Source organism: Wocania arenilitoris (assembly GCF_021728535.1).
In the GTDB taxonomy this organism is placed as follows: Bacteria; Bacteroidota; Bacteroidia; order Flavobacteriales; family Flavobacteriaceae; genus Wocania_A; species Wocania_A arenilitoris.
On the sequence record NZ_JAKKDU010000005.1, the window covers coordinates 66,755 to 87,137 of the forward strand.

A 20,383-nucleotide genomic window follows, 5' to 3' on the forward strand; every position below is an offset into this window, starting at 1 on the left:
TCATTCTTTTATTGGGATATAAATTTCGGTTACCCAATTTGCTGGGTTTGGTACTTTCTCAGGATCGGTTTGGTAAATTTCAAAAGGAAGAATATCAGATTGCTCCATATTATTTTCTGCTAGATGCTTCATAGTTGCCTCCCAAGCCTTAGGCAAATAGGTGTAATTTCCTTTTAATGTAGTTTTTAAAACTTTTGTTTTTGGTATATAACCACAAAGTACGTTGCTATCTCCGGTAACTGTGACTTTATTTTGTACTGGTATAGCTTGACTCATAATAATACCATTTTCAGCAGTATCCATATTATGATAAATAGTAAATGGCATTCCCGTTTGCTTAATAGAGTTATTTGCCATATAGCCTAATATCTCACCATATTGTTTACCCATAATTTGGCTAATATTGGCACCAGTTGCCGAGGTTGTTTTGTACATATAAAATCCGCCACCATATTCGGTAATACCATCTATTTTAATAGTATATTTTTCCATACTAGCAACAACAATACTATCTAGTTTTTCGAGGCTTCGCTCGTAGTGCGGACCAATTTGTTTTTCCATACCACCCATTAAAACCGAAAACATTTTAAAGATAAAAGGTAAATCTTTACCAGAAATAGTCCATGTGGCATCAGTTGATCCATCTTTATTCTGCTTAAAATTCCAATTCACATCTGATGGTGGAAACTCTGCAAATTGCATATGTTGCTGTATAGAGGCATGAGGTGTAGCTTCGGTAGTTTTAATAGTACCAACACCATCTTTATCCTCCCAAGAGTAAGATCCGTTAACACCTTTAGTCTGGTCTGATAATGTAATGGTCATATCAGGATCGGCTTCAACCCAAGATGACCACGATTCCCAGTTCTTAAAATCGATAACGTTATCATATATAACTGCTGCAGGAGCTTTTATGGTTCGCGTTCTAGTAACTTCAAATTCATTAGGTTGAACAGCTATATAAATGGCTGTACCAATAATTCCTATGAGCAATAAAAATAGGATATATTTAAGTGTTTTCATTTAAAAAAAATTATGATAAATATTGAAAATCAAATATAATCATTTTAATCTTTGGTTAATAAATTATTACATTTGCTGCCATAAAATTAAGTATTTAATAATTAAGCTTGCTTATTTTGATAAATCACTATTTTTTTTGAGTTTAATTAACCTTAATTTACATAATAACTAAAATTAAAATAAATCAATGAAACTAAAAAAAGTATTAAGTTTTGCTTTAGCAGCAACGTTTTTGCTATCCTGCGGAAACGATAAATCTGAAAAGCAAACCGATAGCGTAAAAGAGAAAGAAACTGTAGCATTTAACTATAACGTTGAGCAGTTTGCAGATATTAAAATATTACGATATCAAATTCCTGGTTGGGAGCAACTTACTTTAAAAGAGCAAAAATTAGTATATTATTTAACGCAGGCAGGTTTAGCTGGAAGAGATATTATGTGGGACCAAAATTACCGGCACAATCTCAAAATAAGAAAAGCCTTAGAGCAGGTTTATACTAATTACAAAGGAGATAAAACTTCTGATGATTGGAAGACTTTTGAAGTGTATTTAAAGCGGGTTTGGTTTAGTAATGGTATTCATCATCATTATTCAAACGATAAATTAAAACCCGAATTTTCTTCAGATTACCTAAAACAATTATTAGCTGAAACCAATACTAATTTAGAAGACGAAGCTTTTGATGTTATTTTTAATGATGTCGATTCTAAAAAAGTAAATCAGGCAAAAGGCGTTGATAATGTGGCACTTTCAGCAGTTAATTTTTACGGACCAAATGTAACCAATGCCGATGTAGAAAGTTTTTATAAAGCTAAGGTCTCTCCAAATCCAGAAAAGCCTTTATCACACGGATTAAATTCTCAATTGGTAAAAGAAAACGGTGTTTTAAAAGAACGTGTTTATAAATCTGGTGGCTTGTACGGCTCTGCAATCGATGAGATTGTTAAGTGGTTGGAATTGGCAAAAGGTGTTGCTGAAAACGAAGCACAAGGAAATGCACTTGGGTTATTAATTGAGTACTATAAAACAGGCGATTTACAAACGTGGGATGATTACAACGTTGCTTGGACAGCTGCAACTAATGGTAATGTAGACTATATTAATAGTTTTATTGAAGTATATAACGACCCCTTAGGTTATAGAGGTTCTTATGAGAATATTGTTCAAATTAATGATTTTGATATGTCTCAAAAAATGAAAGTTTTATCGGATAACGCACAATGGTTTGAAGATAATTCACCTTTAATGGACGAACATAAAAAGAAAAATGTAGTTGGTGTAACGTACAAAGTGGTTAATGTTGCTGGAGAAGCTGGCGATGCTTCACCAAGTACACCAATTGGTGTAAATCTGCCAAATGCCAATTGGATTCGTGCTGCAGTTGGCAGCAAATCGGTATCTTTGGGCAACATTATTAATGCCTATAATAATGCAGGTAGTTCAGGTCGTTTAAAAGAATTTGTACATGATGATGAAGAATTAAAGTTAGAAGAAGAACACGGGCAATTAGCCGATAAGTTACATACGGCACTTCACGAAGTGATTGGGCATGCATCAGGACAATTAAACCCTGGCGTTGGCGAGACTAAAGAAACACTTAAAAATTATGCATCGACACTTGAAGAAGGTCGTGCAGATTTAGTAGGATTATATTATTTATACAACCCCAAATTACAAGAATTAGGTTTGGTAAAAGATTGGAAAGCTGTTGGTAAAGCAGCTTACGATGGTTACATTAGAAATGGGTTGATGACGCAGTTAATTCGTTTAAATTTAGGTGATCATGTTGAAGAAGCACACATGCGTAACAGACAATGGGTTTCTGCTTGGGCTTTTGAAAAAGGTAAAGCAGATAATGTTATTGAAAAAGTAACTCGTGATGGAAAAACCTATTTTAATATTATCGATTATGATAAATTACATGACTTATTCGGACAGCTTTTACGTGAAACACAGCGTATAAAATCTGAAGGTGATTACGCAGCAGTTGAAGCTTTGGTAGAAGGCTACGGCGTAAAAGTAGATCAAAAAAATCATGCCGAGGTTTTAGAACGAAACAAACAGTTTACTTCGCCTCCATATAGCGGATTTGTTAATCCTGTTTTAGTTGCTGAAAAAAATGATGCTGGAGAAATTACAACCATTAAAGTTACACAACCAGAAACATTTTCAAGTCAAATGTTAGAATACGGCAAAAACTATAGTTTTTTGCCAGAAGTGAATTAAGTGTTATATAATTCCTTATTTATAAAACAGATTCTTAATATTTTTAAGGGTCTGTTTTTTTATTAACACTAAAAGCTAAAAGAATTAAATTGATAACAATAAGAATGGTTATTATAAAAATAATTTTCATACGATTTGATACTTACAGTTATTTAATAGATGTAAATTTTAACATTTGGTTGCGTTAAATTTTAACATTTATTTATATAAGAAGTACCTATGGTTTTTTCTTAGTGAAAGTTTAAAAAATAAAATAAAGTATAGAGCTTATTTATAATTACTTCAAAAAGAATTTAATAGCAACAATACATAGTATAAAAGAAATAAAAGCTATTAAAACCCAAATACTGCCTTTATAAAAGCGCTTATGAAGTTTTAAATCTTTGCGGTAAGTATATCCAATAATGATAGAAAAAACAATAAAAAATAAAACACCGAAAACAATTTGACCTTTACTAAACATATCATTATTTTTAGGCAAATTTAAACAAAAGAGATTAGATGAAGAATAAAATTGAAGCTGTAAAAGCATTTCACACCGCTTTTAAAATAGGGCACAGAGAAACACCAAAAGCAGATTTAGGAATGGCTAAAAATATGTTGCGTTATAAATTGATGCGTGAAGAAAATGAAGAATATTTAGAAGCTGCAAATGATAACGATTTAATTGAAGTAGCTGATGCACTTGGTGATATGCTTTATATTTTGTGTGGTACCATTATAGAACACGGACTGCAGCATAAAATTGAAGAAGTGTTTGATGAAATTCAACGTAGTAATATGAGTAAATTAGGTGAAGATGGACAACCCATTTATCGAGAAGATGGTAAAGTGTTAAAAGGCCCGAATTATTTTAAACCTAATATTAAGGCTATTTTAGATAAATAGAAATTAAACGTTTTCGTCATTCTGAATTTATTTCAGAATCGTATATTGATGAGAACCTGAGACAAGTTCAGGTTGACCTATAAACAAAATAAAGGGAACCAAATAGTTTCCTTTATTTTGTTTATAATTAATAATTTAAACTTTATAACGCCACCCAAAAGGGTCTTCCGCTTTATTGGTTTGAATATCTGTAATGCGTTTCTTTAAAGAGCTCGCAAAGGTGTTTTCTAATTCTGGTAAATCAAAATCTTCATTTTTATATCCAAAACCAGCTATTGGAGAAATTACGGCAGCAGTACCAGCACCAAACATTTCTTTTAATGTTCCGTTTTTAGCAGCTTCAACAACTTCGCTAACTGTAATTTTTCTAACTTCAACAGGAATACCTTCTGTTTTCGCTAATTCAATAATACTTTTGCGGGTAATACCATCTAAAATTCTGTCGCTAGTAGGTCCAGTTATTAAAGTGTCATTTATACGAACAAAAATATTCATAGCACCAGCTTCTTCAATATATTCGTGGGTATTATCATCAGTCCAAATTACTTGTTGGTAACCTTTTTTAACAGCTAATTGTGTTGGGTAAAACTGTCCAGCATAATTACCTCCAGCTTTAGCAAAACCAACACCACCATTGGCTGATCGCGAATATTTTTCTTCAATTAAAACCTTTACTTTACCAGCAAAATAAGCGCCAGAAGGCGCTGTAGAAATTATAAATTTATATTCGTCTGCTGGCGATGCATGAAACCCTTTTCCAGTAGCAAAAATAAAAGGTCTGATGTATAATGAGCTGCCTTCTTTTTTAGGAATCCAGTCGCTATCTACTTTCAACAACGTTTTTAAACCATCCATAAAGAATGCTTCTGGTAACTCAGGAATAGCAAGACGTTTTGCAGAAATGTTTAAGCGTTTAAAATTATCTAAAGGGCGAAATAATAATATGTTATCATCCTCATCTTTGTAGGCTTTCATCCCTTCAAAAATAGACTGTCCATAATGAAAAATCTTTGCTGACGGATCTAAAGAAATAGGAGCATATGGTACTACCTTAGGCGTATGCCATTTACCATCTTTATAATCACATTCTAACATATGATCTGAAAAAACATGACCAAACTTTAGATTGTTAAAATCTATATCATGAATTTTAGTATGATTTGCTTTTATAACCTCTATATCGTTTACTATAGTGCTCATAATTCTTACGCTTTTAGGGTGCAAATTTAAATAAAAACGCGATTAAAAATCATATATTTGTAACAAATCGTTTAAAATTAAAAATTATATATAATGAAGCCAATTATCCTGCTAATTATCTGTGTATTTATGCTAAATTCTTGTAAAAACAAAGATGAAAAACAGCAAGAAAAACCTGTTGAAGTTGAAAAAACAGTATATAAATCTTTTGGAAATGAAATAATTGCTGATGATGCTATTGATGTTTCGTCTATGGCAACACATTATAAGTCTATGAATGTTGGAGATAGTATAAACTCTAAAATAACAGCAACTGTAAACAAGGTTTGTCAAGCAAAAGGATGTTGGATGACTTTGAATTTAGGTAATGACGAAGAAGTTCTGGTTAAATTTAAAGATTACGCCATTTTTATGCCTAAAGACATTGCCGGAAAAGAAGTTATTATAAATGGTAAAGCTTTTGTAAAAGAAGTTTCAGTTGATGAGCAGCGCCATTATGCAGAAGATGGAGGTAAAACACCCGAAGAAATTGTAAGTATAACTGAGCCTAAAAGAACTTATTCTTTTGAAGCTGATGGTGTGTTGCTAAAACAATAATTTGCAGCGAGAAATTGTAATAACAGCTGATGGTTCTTCAACCATTCATTTGCCAGGATGGGATGAGCAATACCACTCTAAACACGGTGCAATTCAAGAAGCTTATCACGTATTTATAAAGCATGGGCTACATCACTATTGTCATTCTGTGATTCAAAATAATCAGGACAAGCATATATCCATATTAGAAATAGGTTTTGGTACGGGGTTAAATGCCTTTATTACTTTTTTAGAAGCTGAAAAATTAAAAATGACTATTGAATATTTTGGTGTTGAAGGCTATCCTGTTTCAATGGATGAAATCGATCAACTAAATTATTCAAAACAGTTAAATTCTGAAAACGACAATTCAATTTTCAAGAAATTTCATGAAGTTTCTTGGGAAGAATCACATAAAATTACACCCCTTTTTTCATTAATAAAACGAAAACGATTCTTCTCAGAAATAAATGAGAAGGATTGTTATAGCATCATATATTTTGATGCTTTCGGGGCACGTGTACAACCAGAATTATGGACTGAAAAGATGTTTAAAAAAATGTTTGAAGCGCTTAAAATAGGTGGTGTTTTAGTAACCTATTCTGCTAAAGGCAGTGTAAGGCGCGCTATGGAAGCTGTTGGATTTAAAGTAGAACGATTACCTGGTCCACCTGGAAAACGTGAAATGTTACGCGCTTTTAAAGAAGCGTAACATTCAGGGATTCTAGTGAATAAAATAATGTACTAAATGCTGAGAGCTACAAAAAAGTTAAATACCCATTAAATCTGTTAAACTAAGTATAAATATATAGCTATTAAGACTTACATTTTGTAACTTTATATAAAAAGAAAATATGCGGGTTTTAATAACAGGAGCGACAGGATTGATCGGGCAGGAGATTGTAAAACTTTGCCATAAAAAAGATATTGCTGTAAACTACTTAACTACAAGTAAATCTAAAATTAGGCAAGAAGTAAACTATCAAGGTTTTTATTGGAATCCTAAAAAACAAGATATTGATACTAACTGTTTTAATAATGTTAATGCAATTATCCATTTAGTAGGAGCTACGGTTTCAAAGCGATGGACAGCAGCCTATAAAAAGGTAATTCTTTCTAGCAGAATTGAAGGCACACAACTATTAATAAACGCATTAAAAGGAGAAACACATACTATAAAGCAAGTCATTTCTGCAAGTGCTATTGGCATTTATCCCAATTCTTTAATTAATTATTATGATGAAACTTTTAAAGATTTTAATAGTACCTTTTTAAGCGATGTTGTAAAAGTATGGGAGCAAGAAGTTGATGGGTTTGGAAAAGTTAATATAACAGTTTCTAAAGTTAGAATTGGTTTAGTATTATCAAATAAAGGTGGGGCTTTACAAGAAATGGTAAAGCCTATAAAATTTGGCTTAGGTGCAGCATTTGGTAGTGGTAAACAATGGCAATCGTGGATACATATTAACGATTTAGCACGATTGTTTTTATATGTTTTAAAGCATCAATTAGTTGGTGTTTATAATGGTGTTGCACCAAACCCGGTAACTAATTTAGAGCTCACAAAAACCATAGCGAAAGTGTTAAGTAAACCTTTGTTTTTGCCTAATATTCCTAGATTTTTTATGAAACTTGTTTTAGGCGATATGCATACGTTGTTATTCGAGAGCCAGCGTGTAAGTTCTAAAAAGATAGAAGATAAAGATTTTCATTTTAACCAGCACCATTTACAGCCTGCGTTAGAGGATTTGTTGGTTTGAATATGTTAATTTTTTGTCCACAGGGGAAGGTTATTCCATTTAAAAAGGTTTTTTATGAGGGTCATAACAAAAACAAAAAGAAAGAATACAGAGCCTCTAAATATGTATGTTTAGAATGCCCTATGCGCACATCGTGTTTAAAAAAGAGTCAGGAAAAGCGCATAAGCATTCCTATTACAGAGAATAATACGAAAGAAACAATTCTAGGGTAAACAACAGCCGAGGACCTTATATGAAAGCCAATCGGCAAAGCACAGTAGAGCCTGTATTTGGAACCCTTACCCAGTTTATGGGGCTTATAAAAATTAATACTATTGGAATAGAGCAAGCCAACAAGGTCATGCATCTCTCTGCGATGGCCTATACTTAAAAAGTACTTGAAATTCACTCAAAACCGAGTAAAAAGTGGGGCAGGAATACTTCCTTTATTGAGTTTTATAAAAACGGGATGCAGAGAAGCAAATACATTGCTTTTAAGAGGGTTTAAAAACCCAGAAATTGTGATACTCTAAAAAAGAAAAGCCCCTTAAAAAGGAGCTTTTATGTTAAAATATATGTTTTTTAGAGCTTTGTGCAACGACTACTATTGTTGCCAATGGTTCGCGGATATGTGCCATTTTAATTACTCAAATCCAACGTTAACCAAAATTATCATTTTTTTCTGACAAAGTCAAATAAATCAAACCACATAGTAATCTATATTATTGTTCAGTATAAATCTCCCCACGATGTGGTTTTAACCTATCTCTTATCGGTTTCATATGTTCTTCAGCTACAACCATAAAAGCAATGGCATGTAAATCATTAATAGCTTCAAAACCAGTAATGTTTAATACTATGTTTTCTAATTGAATAAAGTCTTTTAAATGAACCTCATGATGTTCAGCAATTTTTAAAGCATCAGGACCTCTAAAATCCCAAATAAGTTTTAGTTTACGCATTATTTATTAATAGATAATAATAGATTTTAAAAACCCGTTGTGCATTTTGAGTAAAATTTGTCAATTCGAGTGAATTTTACTCATTTTTATGAATAAAATTTGTATCGAGAATAAAATTTTTCATTTCAAAACCTGTTCTCGATACAATTTTCTATTGAAAATCACTCGAACTGACATTTAATTTAGCCTAATAAATCAAAATGCACAACAGATTTTAAAAGTAAAGATATATAATAATTTTGAGTAATATTTTCGCTTTTTAAACGTTTGTTAAAGCAACTTGTATTATAGGTTTATATTAGTATTTTTGTAACCGTCTGATTAATTTTTTTCTCCATGAAATTAAAATGTTTTTTTACTTTACTATTAACAGCAATAGTGTTTTTTGTTAATGCACAATCTGATGCCAAAGAAGTGCTTTTTACAGTTGATAACGAACCTGTTTATGTATCAGAATTTTTAAGAGTTTATAATAAAAACCTCGATTTGGTTCAAGATGAATCTCAAAAAGATGTTGATAAATACTTGTCACTTTTTACTACCTATAAATTAAAATTAAAAGAAGCTAAAGCCTTAGAACTTGATAAAAAACCATCGTATTTAAGAGAGCTTAATACATATAAAAAACAGTTGGCTAAAAACTTTATTTATGATAATAAAGTTACAGATGAGTTGGTTAAAGAGGCGTACGAAAGAATATCTTACGATATAAAAGCAAACCATATTTTAATAAGATTGCCAGAAAATGCAAGTCCGCAAGACACCTTAGTAGCTTTTAATAAGATTAGTAAATTAAGAGATAGAGCTTTAAGCGAAGGTTTTGAAACCGTTAGAAAAGAAGTACATAACGGAAAATCTGTTTTTGGTGAAGAGTTAGGCTATTTCTCAGGTTTTAGGATGGTTTATAGGTTTGAAAATGCAGCTTTTAATACTAATGTTGGCGACATTTCTCAACCTTTTAGAACGCGCTTTGGTTATCATATTGTTAAGGTTTTAGATAAGCGTAAATCTAGAGGCGAACGTGCAGTAGCACATATTATGCTTGCTATTAGAGAAAACGATACTGTAAATGAAAAGCCAGAAACTAGAATTCAGGATATTTATAAAAAATTAAATCAAGGTGAAGAATTTGAGGCTTTAGCAAAACAGTTTTCGGATGATAAAAATTCGGCACCAAAAGGTGGTAAATTAGCAGCTTTTTCAAGCGGACAATTAAGCTCGCCAGAATTTGAAGAGGTTGCTTTTAGTTTAGAAAGAGTAGGTGATGTTTCTGAGCCTTTTAAAACCAAATATGGTTGGCATATTGTTAAATTACATGATAAAAAACTAACGCCAGAGTTTGAAGATATTAAATCTGAATTAGAAGCCAAGGTTAAACGCGATGAACGATCAAAAATAATTGATAAAGCTTTAACCGATAAGTTAAGGGTTAAGTATAACGTTAAAGATAACCCAGAGGCGCTATCTTATTTTGCATCCATATTAAATGATGATTATTACAAAAAAACTTGGAAACTTCCTGCCGATTTTAAAGGCGATACACCCTTAGTTAAAATAGGAAAACAACAATTCAGCTTTATAAATTTTGGTGCTTATTTAGAAAAAAACCAACGTGGTGTCAACCCAAAATCGACTTTTAAAAATATGGTCTCAGAAAAATATAATACGTTTTTAAATGCACGGTTAATTAATTATCAAGAAAATCATTTAGAAGAAGAAAACGAAGAATTCGCCAATATTGTTAACGAATATAGAGATGGTTTGTTGCTGTTTGATTTAATGGAAACAACTATTTGGAATACTGCAAAAACAGATTCTGTAGAAATCAGAAATTACTATAATGCCAATAAAGAAAAATACGTTTTGCCAAAGCGTATTGATGCAGTTGTAGCATCTTCTGCTAAACAACGAACTTTAAAAAAAGTTGCTAACCTATTAGAACAAAATATGAGTTTAGAAGATATAAAAAAGCTTGTAAATAATAATGGCGAAGTTAACGTAGTTTTTACATCTAGTACTATGGATGCTAATCATCAAGCACTTCCAGATAATTTTCAGTTTACAAAAGGCATCTCTAAAATCTATAAGCATAACAAGGCTTTTATTGTTGCTAAAGTAAACGAAGTGCTCCCAAAGCAATTAAAAACTTTTGAGGAGGCAAAGGGTTTAATTATAAGTGACTTTCAAACTCATAAGGAAGAAAATTGGATTAAAAAATTAGAAGAAAAGTATAAAGTGGTTATCAACCAAAATGTGCTGGATAAAGTAAAAAATCAAATTAAAAGCTAAACGTTGAAATTTAAAACCCTCATATTTATTTTAATAGCAATAATAGTTACCTCCTGCGATTTTTTTAAAAAAGTAGATGATAGAGTACCTATTGCTAGAGTAAACAAAAGCTATTTATATGAAGATGATATAAAAGATTTAACTACAGATGCAACCACAAAAGAAGATAGCATTTTATTGGTTCAAAATTTTATAAACCGTTGGGCAACACAACAATTATTAGTTGATGGTGCGATGCTTAATTTAAGTGAAGAAAAACAAGAAACCTTTAATAAATTAGTAGAGCAATACAAAAACGATTTATATACTAAAGCCTATATTGAAGGTTTGGTGAGAAAAAACTTAGATACTTCGCTTAATGATAATGCTGCTGAAATTTATTACAATAATAATAAAGAAGGGTTTAAATTAAACGAAGCACTTATAAAGTTACGCTATGTACACGTAGGTGAGAATATAATTGACTTTAAAGCGATTAAAGAGAAGTTCAAGCGTTTTAATTTAGAAGATAAAAAGGAGTTAGATTCGATATCAATTCAGTTCAAATCCTTTTCATTAAACGATTCTATTTGGGTGAAAGTAAGTCAGGTTATCAATAAAATTTCGGTTATAAACGCCGAAAATAAAAATCAACTGTTAAAAAAATCTAATTTTTTACAACTCAAAGATTCATTAGGAGTATATTTGATGCAAATTAATGATGTTTTGTTGCGTAATGAAACGGCACCGTTGGAATATGTTAAGCCAACAATTAAACAAATAGTTATTAATAAAAGGAAGTTAGAGCTAATTAGAGAATTAGAAAAAGACATTACAAAAGATGCCATTAAAAACAAACAATTTGAAATTTACAATTAATTTAAAGTATTTATTAATTTTAAGCATAGCCTTACTACTTGTAAATGTTATGTCTGCACAAGAGATTATACAAGATGAAGTTAAAGAAACTACTAAAAAAGTAGATACTGTAAAAAGCAACTTTACAGCGCAAAAGGTAGATGGCGTTGCTGCAGTGGTAGGCGATTTTATTGTTTTAGATTCGGATGTAGATAAAGAAAGAGCTCAAATAGTTGCGGCCGGAGGTTCTGTTGAGAATGTTACCGATTGTGAATTATTAGGGAGCTTATTAGAAAAAAAATTATATGCACACCATGCTATTCAAGATAGTATTCAAGTTTCTGATGCAGAGATTCGTCAAGAAGTAGATTATCAAATACAACAGTTTTTACAGCAAACTGGAAACTCGATGGAAAAGCTTTTAGAGTTTTATAAAAAAGAAGACGAAAAAAGTTTTAGAGATGAAATGTTCGAAATTAATAAAAACAATCAGTTAGCTGGAAAAATGCAAGCTAAAGTTGTAGAAGAGGTTGATGTAACACCAGATGAGGTTAGAATATTTTTTAATAAAATTCCTAAAGACCAAAGACCAACTTTTGGTACAGAACTTAAAGTAGCCCAAATTGTTGCAGAACCAAAAGTATCTGAAGCCGAAAAGCAAAAAATAATTGATCGCTTGGCAGGTTTTAAAGCCGATGTTGTTGAAAATGGAGCTAGTTTTAGATCTAAAGTAGTTTTATATGGTCAAGACCCAGGGATGAAGCAGTCAGGTTATATTTACACTTTAGATAGAAAAAGACCGCAAATGGCTAAAGAATTTAGAGATACTGCATTTTCACTCCAAGAAGGCGAAATTTCAGACCCTTTTGAAACAGAATTTGGATTTCATATTATTAAGCTTGAGAAAATTAGAGGACAATTGTACGATGTAAGTCATATTTTACTTTTCCCAACGGTATCTAATGATGCCATTAAAGAAGCAAAAGAGCGTCTTGAAAAAATAAGAAAACGTATTGTAGATGGCGATATTACTTTTGCCGATGCTGCAAGAGAAGCTAGTGACAGTAAAGAAACTAGAGGAGATGGCGGGCAACTTATAAATCCTAAGACGCAAGATTATAAATTTGATTTAACTAGAATGGAACCTGAGTTATATGCTCAAATACAAAATCTAAAAGATGGTGAAGTAAGTCAGGTTTTAACTGAGCAAGATAGAAAAGGAAAAGTTTCATTTAAGCTTTTAATGGTTACAGATAGAATAGATGAACACGAAGCTGATTACGCTCGCGATTATCTAAAAATTAGAAAGCAGGCTTTAAATGAGAAAAAGATTCGAACAATTGAAAAATGGCAAAGTGAGAAAATATTTGATACCTACATAAAAATTAGTGGAAAACATAGAGATTGCGATTTTTCTGGTAACTGGTTAAAAAAATAAATATATGTCAGACGTAGCTGCCGTAGAACAATTTGTAAAACGATATAAAGATTTAAAAGCAGAAATAGCCAAAGTTATTGTTGGACAAGATGAGGTTGTAAATCAAATTTTAATTTCTATTTTCTCTGGCGGTCACTCATTGCTTATCGGTGTGCCTGGATTAGCAAAAACATTAATGGTTAACACCATAGCGCAAGCTCTAGGTTTAGATTTTAAGCGTATACAATTTACTCCAGATTTAATGCCAAGTGATATTTTAGGTAGTGAAATATTAGATGAAGACCGACATTTTAAATTTATTAAAGGGCCTATTTTTGCTAATATTATTTTGGCAGATGAGATTAATAGAACGCCACCAAAAACCCAAGCAGCTTTATTAGAAGCTATGCAAGAGCGCGCCGTTACTGTCGCTGGTCATCATTATAAATTAAGTTTACCATACTTTGTTTTAGCAACCCAAAACCCTATTGAGCAAGAAGGAACTTACCCTTTGCCAGAGGCGCAATTGGATCGTTTTATGTTTGCTATTAATTTAAGTTACCCATCGTTTACTGAAGAAGTAGAAGTTGTAAAAGCAACCACAACAGATAAACAAGTACAAGTAAATGCACTATTTTCTGCTCAAGAAATTATAGATTTTCAGCAGCTTATTCGTCGTATGCCTGTTGCCGACAATGTAGTTGAATATGCGGTAACTATGGTTGGTAAAACAAGACCAAATACTGATGCAGCAAACGACTTAGTTAAAACATATATAGATTGGGGAGCAGGACCAAGAGCCTCTCAAAACCTAATTTTAGCTGCTAAAACACATGCAGCAATTCATGGTAAGTTTTCTCCAGATATAGAAAATGTTCAAGCTGTAGCGCACAGTATTTTAAGGCACCGAATTATTAAAAACTACAAGGCTGAAGCTGAAGGTGTTACTGAAGATAAGGTGATAAAAAGTCTTTTTTAACACCAAACTATTTTTCAACAAGAATAGATTTAAACCCATCTTTTAAATTTTCTGTCCTCATTTGCGGAACATAGTTGTAATAATACCTTATATAATCTATTTGCTTTTTGTTTACACAGGGCAGTTTTCCATTTCCAGTAGCCCAAAAAAAGGCATCTTCACTAGGTGAATAAAACTCAAAACCATCAATATTGTGTTTGGTAAATATAGCTTCCGTTTTTGTGTTTTCTTCAGGAATAAAAAGGTTTTTTATTTTGAAAGTATCAAATTTCATTGCAAAATTATTATTAGTAAAAGCATTTAAATTAATATTAGCAACAATGGGAATAGCACTTAATAAGATTGATAAAGACATTAAAAACAACACTACTTTTTTATTCTTTATAACGGTAACAAATATTTGAATAGCCAAAAAAGAAACAAACACAAAAAAGAAGCGATATTGAGGTGAGGCAAACCATAAAATTGCAAGTTGAAGAATTGCTAAAATATAAATTGCTATTAAGCTAGATTTATACTTATTCTTATAAGCAAACCACGGAAAAATAATTAATAATAGTACAAAAACTTTATTAAACAAACCATCAAGTTTTGGTAACGTAAGCCATACTTTTACTTTTTCGAAAAAACTTAATTGAGACACATCAATATTACTCATACCTTCTAAATAGGTGCCAAGTTTATAAAAATCTAAAAGTGTTTTGGGTACTTTCCAATCAAAATTAACGAAATCTATTTGTGAGATTGGGTACAATAAGTAACCAGAAATAATAGCGTTTTTAACAACAAATAACCCAAAAACACTAATACTCAAAAGAGCATATTGTTTTAGTTTCGTTTTTAAAACCTCAAAATTTTTGATAAAAAGAATGACAATTAAAACCAATAAAATAGCCATAGTAACTTTAACAAAACACAAAAAAAGCACTAAACTAAAAATGATTTTAAAGTCGTTTGCGGTAATATTTTTGTACTTAATTATAAATAAATAGAATATATACGGCGCTATTAAAAAAATAATTAAATCAGGTGATGGGGCATTAACAAATTGCATAAAAAAAAGTGAAAATAAAAGGACTAATCCTAAACTAAAACTTTGAATATTTCCCTTTTTATTATAATCATTCAATTTTTTAATAGCTAAAAAGCTAAATATTGTAAATAAAAATCCATTCAAATCATTAAAAAAGCTATCAATAAACGGGAAATTAAATCCTGCTTGCAAAACGTGCCACGACGAATTCTGCCCAAGAAACATATGCACATTTGCCAACCCTTTTACATATCCAAACTCATTAAGCCACTTTATAGTTTGTATATAGTATGTGTCATTATCAATTAAATAGGGTTTTGTGCTACTCTGAGCTAATATGATAATAAGCAGAAATAAATAGAGTATTTTATATGGAATTCTAAAATTTTTAAAAGAGAACAATAATGAGTTTAAATAAACTTTAATAGCTTTTCTGAAACTGTAAGTAAGTAAAATATTTAAGCATAAAATGAACAGATAATACTCAATATGTATTCTAATAAAAAAGGCAAAAATGGTCGTAATTAATGCATAAAAGAAAAGCCCTAAAATCTGATTAATAATAGTGTTACAGTTCTTAATGCCGAAAACTTTTATAAATAAAATTCCAAAATTTTTAGCAGTAATAAAAATATAAACCCAACTTAAAAAAATGAGTAGCATATAGAGTTATTTAGTGCAAACTTAAGCTTATTAAAAATATAAATAGACCTTAGTTATTCTCATATTGTTTTTTTCGATGCATAAAAAACGAATAAAAAAATGCTCTTTTTTGTTAATTTAAAAATTTTGATAAGGTTATTTTGATGATTCGTTATTTTTTAAACCAAAAAGTTATTTATATTGTGAATTTTTCAAACGTATAATAGATTTGATTAGAATTTTTTAATACATTCTATTATTTGTATTTTTGCAAGGCTTTAAAAAAAAGAACCATTTAAATATATAAAATATGGCATTTGACATCGATATGATAAAAGGTGTGTACACCAAAATGGCAGAGCGTGTGGATAAAGCACGTGAAATTGTAGGGAAACCATTAACTCTATCTGAAAAGATATTATATTCTCATTTATGGGATGGAACTCCTACAAAGGCTTTCACCAGAGGAAAAGATTACGTTGATTTTGCACCTGATAGAATTGCGTGTCAAGATGCAACCGCTCAAATGGCATTATTGCAGTTTATGCAAGCAGGAAAAAGTAAGGTTGCTGTTCCTACAACGGTACATTGCGATCACTTAATTCAGGCTAAAGAAGGTGCTGCAACAGATTTAAAACACGCTAACAATGTTAGTAGCGAGGTTTTTAATTTCTTAGAATCAGTGTCAAATAAATATGGTATTGGTTTCTGGAAACCAGGAGCAGGTATTATTCATCAAGTTGTATTAGAAAATTACGCATTCCCAGGTGGCATGATGATTGGTACCGATTCGCACACTGTGAATGCAGGTGGATTAGGTATGGTTGCTATTGGTGTGGGTGGAGCAGATGCCGTAGATGTTATGGCAGGTATGGCTTGGGAATTGAAGTTCCCAAAGTTAATAGGTGTTAAGTTAACTGGAAAACTTTCGGGTTGGACTGCACCAAAAGATGTTATATTAAAAGTAGCTGAAATTCTAACAGTAAAAGGCGGAACAGGAGCAATTGTTGAATATTTTGGACCTGGTGCCTTATCCATGTCTTGTACAGGAAAAGGAACTATTTGTAACATGGGAGCTGAAATAGGTGCAACAACATCTACTTTTGGATACGATGAGTCTATGGAACGCTATTTACGTGCTACTGATAGAGCAGATGTTGCAGATGCTGCAAACACTGTAAAAGAATACTTAACAGCTGATGCTGAGGTTTATGCAAATCCTGAACACTATTTCGATCAAGTGATTGAAATTAATTTATCAGAATTAGGACCTTTATTAAACGGCCCATTTACCCCAGATTTATCAACAACAGTTGGTAAAGCAATGACTGAAAAAGCAACTACAAACGAGTGGCCTTTAAAAGTAGAATGGGGATTAATTGGTTCTTGTACAAACTCATCTTACGAGGATTTATCAAGAGCATCATCTATTGCACAACAAGCTTTAGATAAAGGTTTAAAAATGAAAGCCGAATTAGGAATTAATCCAGGTTCTGAGCAAGTTCGCTATACAGCAGAACGTGATGGAATACTTGGAATTTTTGAAAACCTAGATGCTAAAATATTTACCAATGCTTGTGGACCATGTATTGGGCAATGGGCGAGATATTCAGACCCTAAAAATGCACCAAAAAACAGCATTGTACATTCTTTTAATAGAAACTTTGCTAAGCGTGCCGATGGAAACCCAAACACACACGCCTTTGTAGCATCACCAGAATTAACAGCAGCCATAGCAGTTGCTGGTCGTTTAGATTTTAATCCGTTAACAGATACCTTAATCAATGAAAATGGACAAGAAGTGATGTTTGATGAGCCAACAGGATGGGAGTTACCACCAAAAGGTTTCGCAGTAGATGATAACGGTTATTTAGCACCAGAAGCAGATGGAAGTCATGTGCAAGTTTCAGTAAAAGATGATTCAGAACGTTTACAATTACTAACACCTTTTGAGCCTATCGGGAATTCAATTACAGGGGCTAAACTTTTAATAAAAGCATTCGGAAAATGTACTACCGACCATATTTCTATGGCAGGACCATGGTTACGTTTCAGAGGGCATTTAGATAATATTGCAAACAATACCTTAATTGGAGCGGTAAATGCCTTTGGACAAAAAACGAACTTCGTTAAAAATCAACTAACAGGAGAATATGGTGGTGTTCCAGATACCGCAAGAGCTTATAAGGCAGCAGGCGTTAAGTCAATCGTAGTTGGAGACCATAATTATGGAGAAGGCTCATCAAGAGAGCATGCTGCAATGCAACCACGTCATTTAGGCGTTGCGGCGGTAATTGTGAAATCGTTTGCACGTATCCACGAAACAAACCTTAAAAAACAAGGGATGTTAGGATTAACCTTTGCTAACGAAAGTGATTACGATGTAATTCAAGAGAACGATACGTTTAACTTTATCGATTTAAACGAATTTGCTCCTGGAAAACAATTAACGCTAGAAGCCGTTCATGAAGATGGAAGTAAAGATTTAATTAAATTGAACCACACCTACAACGATGCACAAATTGCATGGTATAACGAGGGATCTGCGCTGAATTTGATTAAAAAGCAAAACGCATAAATTACAGTAACCTGCAAGGTTTTAAAAACCTTACAGGTATAAATAGCATTAAAAAATCCAGCTTTTAAGTTGGATTTTTTAGTTTATAATAATGTCACTTCGAGTGATTTCGATTTTTAATCGGAATCTTATCGAGAAGTTGGGCGTTACCTATACCCTGAATATAGTTCAGGGCCCAGGTCGGGCCTGCCGGCAGGCAGGTTTTACGTTATATCTTTTTTTTTCGTCATAGCGAGGAGTGACCTAGCCTGCACTGAGCGCAGTCGAAGTGTGGCTATCTGTTAAATTTTAGTTCTAGATAAGGTGTATTTTTCATTTTTTAAAAAAAGATGCCACTGCAATCCCTAACGCAGGTATCTGCTAGCTCTGTTTTTAAACTGAAAGTAATTTTGTTTTTGGAAAAGTTCGTTTAACGTTTATGTATAAGGAAAGTTGCGTGTTTGCGTGCGAGGATTTTCCGAAGGAAAATCAGAAGCTAGCAAACAAAGCAACTAACATTAGTTAAGCACAAAATAGCAATTTTTTATATACTGTGTTAGCAACTGGTTTTTATTTAATTAAATTATCCCAGTAATTGATAGCTATTTCAACAAGGTCATCAAGGTCAATATTGGAGTTGTCTCCGTAATGAATTTCTAATCGAGAAATATCAAATTCTTTGGAAAAGGAACTGTCAAAAGTTCCAGGAGATATTTTAGTTTCTTTAATATAAACTTTTGGATTAGTCAGATTTCGATGTTTAAAACTATTTACTAAATCATGTAATATTTTCATTTCAGGACATTCTCTGTAAACTTTAATGCGAAAGTTTTCTTTAGTTAAGGTGCTGTCTTTTTGTTTTTCATCAGCCCAAACCCAATCAATAAGATGCCAAGCATCATCACAAGCTTTTTCAGCAAGTGATATATTAAGGGCTTCTTTTTTTAACTCACTGTAGTTATTTTTAAGTTGTAAAAGTTTGTCTTTTGATGTTTCAATCCCAAACATATAATTTTTTAACTTGATTGTGTTGAACTTGTTGCTAATGCAAAGATAAGGTTCGTTAGTTATGAACTTTATCGGTTGTTAAACGAATTTAGTCAATTTTTCTGACATAGTCAAGCGATAGGTCATATTGAAATTAGCAGTAATTATTAAACAAATTACTTCCCATCCAAAACATCAAAATCGTATTTTTGAAAAAACTTCAAAATAATGAACTCCAGACAAGATCAGTTAAAAGCTTTTGATAGATTATTAACCATTATGGACGAGTTGCGCGAGCAATGTCCGTGGGATAAAAAGCAAACAATAGAAACTTTACGCCATTTAACCATAGAAGAAACTTACGAACTTGGAGAGGCTATTTTGGATAACGATTTAGAAGAAGTTAAAAAAGAATTAGGCGATGTGTTATTACACATTGTGTTTTACGCTAAAATAGGAAGTGAAACCAAGGATTTTGACATCGCCGATGTATGCAACTGTATTTGTGAAAAACTAATAAGCAGACACCCGCATATTTACGGCGATATAAAAGTTGAAAACGAAGGCGATGTAAAACGTAATTGGGAAAACCTAAAACTAAAAGAAGGTAAAACTAGTGTTTTGGAAGGTGTCCCAAACAGTTTACCAGCTTTAGTAAAAGCCAATAGAATTCAGGAAAAAGTTGCAGGCGTTGGTTTTGATTGGGAAAAGCCAGAACAGGTTTGGGAAAAAGTTCAAGAAGAATTAAATGAACTGAATGATGAAATTAAAACAGGCAATTCTGAAACTATAGAAAGCGAATTTGGAGACGTTCTATTCTCTATGGTGAACTATGCACGTTTTTTAAGCATAAATCCAGAAAACGCCTTAGAGCGTACCAATAAAAAATTCTCAAAGCGTTTCCAGTATCTTGAAAATAAAGCTAAAAGTTTAAACAAACCACTTAAAGACATGACGCTTGCCGAAATGGATGTATTTTGGGAGGAGGCTAAACAACTTTAAACAAAAAAAAGATAAAAGGTATTAT

General features: G+C 32.0%; 18 protein-coding genes. 13 read left to right on the forward strand and 5 right to left on the reverse strand.

The features are described 5' to 3' along the window. Positions 1 to 1,023 carry an SRPBCC family protein gene (locus tag L3X37_RS05355; RefSeq protein ID WP_237239140.1) on the reverse strand — a complete coding sequence of 341 codons (1,023 nt, stop codon included), beginning with the start codon at positions 1,021 to 1,023 and terminating at the stop codon, positions 1 to 3. A gap of 187 nt (positions 1,024 to 1,210) precedes the next feature. Between L3X37_RS05355 and L3X37_RS05360 the strand changes: the two genes are divergently transcribed. Both L3X37_RS05360 and L3X37_RS05370 read left to right on the forward strand, forming a co-directional pair. After that, positions 1,211 to 3,250: a dipeptidyl-peptidase 3 family protein gene (locus L3X37_RS05360; protein ID WP_237239141.1), complete on the forward strand. Its 2,040-nt coding sequence runs from the start codon at positions 1,211 to 1,213 to the stop codon at positions 3,248 to 3,250. 501 nt (positions 3,251 to 3,751) lie between these two features. Beyond that, positions 3,752 to 4,138, forward strand: a complete 387-nt coding sequence (locus L3X37_RS05370; RefSeq protein ID WP_237239143.1) for a pyrophosphohydrolase domain-containing protein — start codon at positions 3,752 to 3,754, stop codon at positions 4,136 to 4,138. A gap of 135 nt (positions 4,139 to 4,273) precedes the next feature. Here the strand turns inward: L3X37_RS05370 and L3X37_RS05375 are convergent, their stop codons facing one another. Further along, complete coding sequence (locus L3X37_RS05375) at positions 4,274 to 5,338, reverse strand: branched-chain amino acid aminotransferase (RefSeq protein WP_237239144.1); 1,065 nt, start codon at positions 5,336 to 5,338, stop codon at positions 4,274 to 4,276. A gap of 93 nt (positions 5,339 to 5,431) precedes the next feature. On the opposite strand from L3X37_RS05375, the gene L3X37_RS05380 reads away from it, so the two are divergent. From L3X37_RS05380 to L3X37_RS15515, 5 genes are all read left to right on the forward strand, one after another. Continuing rightward, the gene (locus tag L3X37_RS05380; protein WP_237239145.1) at positions 5,432 to 5,935 is read left to right on the forward strand and encodes a DUF4920 domain-containing protein; all 504 of its coding nucleotides are present in this window, start codon (positions 5,432 to 5,434) and stop codon (positions 5,933 to 5,935) included. 1 nt (position 5,936) lies between these two features. Beyond that, positions 5,937 to 6,626 carry a tRNA (5-methylaminomethyl-2-thiouridine)(34)-methyltransferase MnmC2 gene (gene mnmC2, locus L3X37_RS05385; protein ID WP_237239146.1) on the forward strand — a complete coding sequence of 230 codons (690 nt, stop codon included), beginning with the start codon at positions 5,937 to 5,939 and terminating at the stop codon, positions 6,624 to 6,626. 142 nt (positions 6,627 to 6,768) lie between these two features. Continuing rightward, positions 6,769 to 7,674, forward strand: coding sequence for a TIGR01777 family oxidoreductase (locus L3X37_RS05390; protein ID WP_237239147.1), 906 nt, complete (start codon positions 6,769 to 6,771; stop codon positions 7,672 to 7,674). 2 nt (positions 7,675 to 7,676) lie between these two features. Continuing rightward, a complete protein-coding gene (locus L3X37_RS15385) occupies positions 7,677 to 7,886 on the forward strand; it encodes a transposase (RefSeq protein ID WP_237239148.1) in 210 nt (69 codons plus the stop codon). Positions 7,887 to 7,906: 20 nt separating this feature from the next. After that, a complete protein-coding gene (locus L3X37_RS15515) occupies positions 7,907 to 8,044 on the forward strand; it encodes a transposase (RefSeq protein ID WP_439654828.1) in 138 nt (45 codons plus the stop codon). Between the two features lie 331 nt (positions 8,045 to 8,375). On the opposite strand, the gene L3X37_RS05400 is transcribed toward L3X37_RS15515, so the two are convergent. After that, positions 8,376 to 8,615, reverse strand: coding sequence for a hypothetical protein (locus L3X37_RS05400; RefSeq protein ID WP_237239149.1), 240 nt, complete (start codon positions 8,613 to 8,615; stop codon positions 8,376 to 8,378). A gap of 336 nt (positions 8,616 to 8,951) precedes the next feature. Here L3X37_RS05400 and L3X37_RS05405 point away from each other — a divergent pair, with 336 nt between their 5' ends. From L3X37_RS05405 to L3X37_RS05420, 4 genes are read left to right on the forward strand one after another with little or no spacing between them, the layout of a single operon-like run. Next, complete coding sequence (locus L3X37_RS05405; protein ID WP_237239150.1) at positions 8,952 to 10,904, forward strand: peptidylprolyl isomerase; 1,953 nt, start codon at positions 8,952 to 8,954, stop codon at positions 10,902 to 10,904. Positions 10,905 to 10,907: 3 nt separating this feature from the next. After that, on the forward strand, positions 10,908 to 11,762 hold the full coding sequence (locus tag L3X37_RS05410) for a peptidyl-prolyl cis-trans isomerase (protein ID WP_237239151.1): 855 nt from the start codon (positions 10,908 to 10,910) through the stop codon (positions 11,760 to 11,762). Continuing rightward, complete coding sequence (locus L3X37_RS05415) at positions 11,725 to 13,179, forward strand: peptidylprolyl isomerase (protein WP_237239152.1); 1,455 nt, start codon at positions 11,725 to 11,727, stop codon at positions 13,177 to 13,179. Before L3X37_RS05410 ends, L3X37_RS05415 begins: the two co-directional genes overlap by 38 nt. Positions 13,180 to 13,183: 4 nt before the next feature. Continuing rightward, on the forward strand, positions 13,184 to 14,137 hold the full coding sequence (locus L3X37_RS05420) for an AAA family ATPase (RefSeq protein WP_237239153.1): 954 nt from the start codon (positions 13,184 to 13,186) through the stop codon (positions 14,135 to 14,137). 7 nt (positions 14,138 to 14,144) lie between these two features. Here the strand turns inward: L3X37_RS05420 and L3X37_RS05425 are convergent, their stop codons facing one another. Then, positions 14,145 to 15,833 (reverse strand): DUF8201 family protein, encoded by a 1,689-nt coding sequence (locus tag L3X37_RS05425; protein ID WP_237239154.1) that lies wholly within the window; start codon positions 15,831 to 15,833, stop codon positions 14,145 to 14,147. Between the two features lie 289 nt (positions 15,834 to 16,122). Here L3X37_RS05425 and L3X37_RS05430 point away from each other — a divergent pair, with 289 nt between their 5' ends. Further along, positions 16,123 to 18,390: an aconitate hydratase gene (locus tag L3X37_RS05430; RefSeq protein WP_237239155.1), complete on the forward strand. Its 2,268-nt coding sequence runs from the start codon at positions 16,123 to 16,125 to the stop codon at positions 18,388 to 18,390. A gap of 549 nt (positions 18,391 to 18,939) precedes the next feature. Here L3X37_RS05430 and L3X37_RS05435 read toward each other — a convergent pair. Next, complete coding sequence (locus L3X37_RS05435) at positions 18,940 to 19,377, reverse strand: hypothetical protein (protein ID WP_237239156.1); 438 nt, start codon at positions 19,375 to 19,377, stop codon at positions 18,940 to 18,942. 207 nt (positions 19,378 to 19,584) lie between these two features. On the opposite strand from L3X37_RS05435, the gene mazG reads away from it, so the two are divergent. Further along, a complete protein-coding gene (gene mazG / locus L3X37_RS05440) occupies positions 19,585 to 20,358 on the forward strand; it encodes a nucleoside triphosphate pyrophosphohydrolase (RefSeq protein ID WP_237239157.1) in 774 nt (257 codons plus the stop codon). Positions 20,359 to 20,383 lie beyond the last annotated feature (25 nt).

Coding starts and splice junctions, on each gene's coding strand:
- L3X37_RS05355 (WP_237239140.1), bottom strand. CDS start 1,023: ATGAAAACACTTAAATATATCCTATTTTTATTGCTCATAGGAATTATT.
- L3X37_RS05360 (WP_237239141.1), top strand. CDS start 1,211: ATGAAACTAAAAAAAGTATTAAGTTTTGCTTTAGCAGCAACGTTTTTG.
- L3X37_RS05370 (WP_237239143.1), top strand. CDS start 3,752: ATGAAGAATAAAATTGAAGCTGTAAAAGCATTTCACACCGCTTTTAAA.
- L3X37_RS05375 (WP_237239144.1), bottom strand. CDS start 5,338: ATGAGCACTATAGTAAACGATATAGAGGTTATAAAAGCAAATCATACT.
- L3X37_RS05380 (WP_237239145.1), top strand. CDS start 5,432: ATGAAGCCAATTATCCTGCTAATTATCTGTGTATTTATGCTAAATTCT.
- L3X37_RS05390 (WP_237239147.1), top strand. CDS start 6,769: ATGCGGGTTTTAATAACAGGAGCGACAGGATTGATCGGGCAGGAGATT.
- L3X37_RS15385 (WP_237239148.1), top strand. CDS start 7,677: ATGTTAATTTTTTGTCCACAGGGGAAGGTTATTCCATTTAAAAAGGTT.
- L3X37_RS15515 (WP_439654828.1), top strand. CDS start 7,907: ATGAAAGCCAATCGGCAAAGCACAGTAGAGCCTGTATTTGGAACCCTT.
- L3X37_RS05400 (WP_237239149.1), bottom strand. CDS start 8,615: ATGCGTAAACTAAAACTTATTTGGGATTTTAGAGGTCCTGATGCTTTA.
- L3X37_RS05405 (WP_237239150.1), top strand. CDS start 8,952: ATGAAATTAAAATGTTTTTTTACTTTACTATTAACAGCAATAGTGTTT.
- L3X37_RS05415 (WP_237239152.1), top strand. CDS start 11,725: ATGCCATTAAAAACAAACAATTTGAAATTTACAATTAATTTAAAGTAT.
- L3X37_RS05420 (WP_237239153.1), top strand. CDS start 13,184: ATGTCAGACGTAGCTGCCGTAGAACAATTTGTAAAACGATATAAAGAT.
- L3X37_RS05425 (WP_237239154.1), bottom strand. CDS start 15,833: ATGCTACTCATTTTTTTAAGTTGGGTTTATATTTTTATTACTGCTAAA.
- L3X37_RS05430 (WP_237239155.1), top strand. CDS start 16,123: ATGGCATTTGACATCGATATGATAAAAGGTGTGTACACCAAAATGGCA.
- L3X37_RS05435 (WP_237239156.1), bottom strand. CDS start 19,377: ATGTTTGGGATTGAAACATCAAAAGACAAACTTTTACAACTTAAAAAT.
- mazG (WP_237239157.1), top strand. CDS start 19,585: ATGAACTCCAGACAAGATCAGTTAAAAGCTTTTGATAGATTATTAACC.